The 2935-nt window shown below is 78.5% G+C and carries 2 protein-coding genes; both read right to left on the bottom strand.

The genetic code is table 11. The annotated features are described in order from the left end of the window. Positions 1–1005 (bottom strand): HEAT repeat domain-containing protein (locus ACTUAL_RS14060; protein ID WP_440900552.1); only part of this gene is annotated, 1005 nt, incomplete at its 3' end. Beyond that, complete coding sequence (locus ACTUAL_RS14055; protein WP_440900551.1) at positions 1002–2855, bottom strand: HEAT repeat domain-containing protein; 1854 nt, start codon at positions 2853–2855, stop codon at positions 1002–1004. The genes ACTUAL_RS14055 and ACTUAL_RS14060, both read right to left, overlap by 4 nt. Positions 2856–2935: the final 80 nt, after the last annotated feature.

Raw genomic sequence — 2935 nt, 5'->3', positions numbered from 1 at the left:
CTTCTCCTCGATGTCGTCGATGAGCTCCAGGGGGCTGAGGCCCCTGGTCGGGGCGAACGAGAGCACGTCGCCGCCCAGCAGCTCGACCAGTCCGGGCAGGCAGCGGGGGTCGTCCTGCCTGGCCAGCGCCCACAGGGCGGCGTCCCGCAGGCTTCCCCGCTCCCGCCCGGCCAGTTCGGCGAGCCGGTCGGCGTGCTCCCGCGCCTCCGGGCCCAGGTGCGCCGCCACCACGGTCGCCCAACGGCGCACCCTGGACGCGCTGTCGTCCAGGAGGCGGCCGACCAGCGGGACCGGCGCCGGATCGCGCCACCGGCCCAGGGCGCGCATCGCGCAGCCCAGCGCGGCCAACCGGTGCTCGACACCACCGCGCGCCACGACACCGGCGGCGAACTCGGCGACCGCGCCGGGGTCGTCCGCGAGCAGCTCCCCCGAATCCCGCACCACCTGGCCGATCGGCGTCGCCCGCGACTCCCAGTCCAGCCAACCGGATCCCGACCAGGTCGCCTCGTCCAGCGCATCCTCGACCAGCGCCTCGACCCCCTGATCGGCGTGCGCGCCCAGCGCCCGGAGCAGGTCGTGCCGCACTCCCCGGTCCGCCTCGACCTCCAGGCGGGCGCGCAACGCCCGTTCGGGGGCCCGGACGGCGCACGCCACCAGCCGCGTCGCCTGGCGGCGCACGAGCGGGTCGCCGTCGGACAGCAGCGCCGTCAGCCCCGCTTCCCACCCGGTCGGGACCGGTGTCGACCACGTCCGGTCGGGGTCGGTCAGCCGGGCGAGCAGCCGGGTGATCCGGGGGCGGTGGTGCGTCCCGGTGTCCGAGACCAGGGCCAGCAGGACGGGCAGCAGGTCCGCGGTGGCCTCGTGCGGCTCCCAGCCCGGTGTGGTCTCAAGCCCGGCGATCCCGCGCGCGGCCTCACCCGGCTCCGCGCTCGCCGCCAGCGCCGCCCACTCGGCGGGCGACACCGCCGGGTCCGCCTCCCCCGCCGGTCGTCCCGCCCACCTCACCGCAGCAGTTGGGCGGCCGACGCCCGCAGCGCCTCGTCCTCGGCGATCCGCTCGCGCTCGCCGACGTCCGCCACCCGCCGCCGCGACCCGGCCACGGCGCGCGCCACCGCCAGGACCTCCTCGGTGCGCACGCCCATCTCGGCCAGGTGGTGCAGCGCCGCCCCGCGCGGCCGGGTGTAGTCACCGGTCGCCAGCGGGGTCGCGGCCTCCACCAGCAGGGGGACCACGTCGGCGCGCTCGCCGGTGATCCGCCACAGCGCGTACCCGGCCTCCACCCGCCGCCAGCCCGTCTCGTCGGGGGTCGCCAGCCGCCGCAAAGTCTCCTCGGCCTCCGCCGCCGCCGGGCCGAGCGCGCCCAGCACGCCGATCGTGACACCGGAGCGGCGCGCCTCGCCCGCCAGCGCGGGCACGTCCGACTCGCCGTAGCCCTCGGCCGCCTTGAGCGCCGCCGTCGCGTACCGGCCGTAGTACCGGTGCCCCACCAGGGTCTCCAGCACCGGTCGCGCCGCGCGCGAGAGCGGCCCCCAGGCCGCCAGCACCCGGCACAGCGCGGCCACCAGCAGCCGGTGCTGCCCAGGACGCGCCAACCGGGCCGCGATCGGGCCCACCAGGACGTCGGCGTGCGCCCGCAGCGGGGTCAGCACCTCCTCGGCGGTCGGCTCGCGCAGCCACGGGCCGCAGGCGGTCACCGGGGAGGACGCGGTCGGCCGGTGGGTGTTCAGGTCGAACGGGGTCCGGTCGCCCTCCAGCAGGTCGACCAGCGCGGGCGCGCCGCGCGGGTCGTGCTGGGCGGCCAGCGCCCACAGGGCCATGTCGCCGGTGGTGTGCGCGGTCGACTCGCCGCGCTCCTCGTGCGGGTCCTCCAGCAGCTCCACCAGGCGGTCGGCGTGCGGGCGGCCCGCCGCGCCCAGGCAGGCCAGCACCGCCGCGGCCCGGTAGCGCACGGCGGGACGCCCGTCGTGCAGCAGCTCGCCCAGCAGGGGGACCAGGTCCACGTCCCGCCAGGCGTAGAGCAGGCGCAGCGCCACGCCTAACACCGCCGCCCGGCGCGGCCCGGAGCCGTCGCGGGCGACCCGCGTGACGTAGCCGGTCAGCGCGTCGGGGTCGGCGGCCAGCAGGTCGCCGGTGGTGATGACCAGCTCGGTCGGGCCGCCGCCCAGCCGCACGTCCTCCAGCCACGCGGAGTCCACCCACAGCGCGCTGTCCACCTCGCCGACCGCGCGGGCCAGCGCGTCCACGTGCGCGAGCGGCGCGGCCGGGTCGGTGGCGGCCAGCGCGTGCACCGCGGCCAGGACCACCTGCGGGTCGTCGTCGGCGAGCAGCCCGGCCAGGTCGAACGCGGGGTCCGCGCGGCCCAGCGAGCGCACCAGGTCGCACCGCACGCGCCGGTCGGGCTCCACGTCCCAGCGCTCGCGCAGCGCCGCCACCGCCTCGGGCCGCCCGAGGCAGGACAGCAGCCTGCCGCCCTGGCGGCGCACCAGCGGATCGGGGTCGGCCAGCAGCGCGGGCAGCCGGGGCCACACCCCGTCCACCGCCGCGCTCCACGCCGCGGCGGGCTGCCCGCGCTCGGCGATCCGGCGGATCAGCCGCACGACCTGCTCGCGCGCGTGCACCGCCCCGCCCTCGGCCAGGGCCACCAGGAACGGCAGCGCGACCGGCGCGGCCGACAGGACCCGGCCGCGCGCGGGGCGCAGCAGGTCACCGAGGTCGACGATCGCGCCGAGGGCGTGCAGCGGGTCCTCCCGCGCGCACTCCTCCAGCAGGTCCGGCACGGTCCCGGCGGGCCCGTGGCCGCCTTCCAGCGACGCCCAGTCGATCTTTCGCGCAGCCGTCCAGTCGATCTTTCGCACACCCGGCACACTAGGGCCGTCGGGCGCACGCCGTGGGGGTTTTCCGGCCTGGCCCGGCAAAGAACCGGTTCAGGTCGGCG

Source organism: Actinosynnema sp., assembly GCF_052038725.1.
The sequence above is the reverse complement of the archived record's forward strand: the minus strand, read 5'-3'. Positions and strand labels throughout refer to the sequence as shown.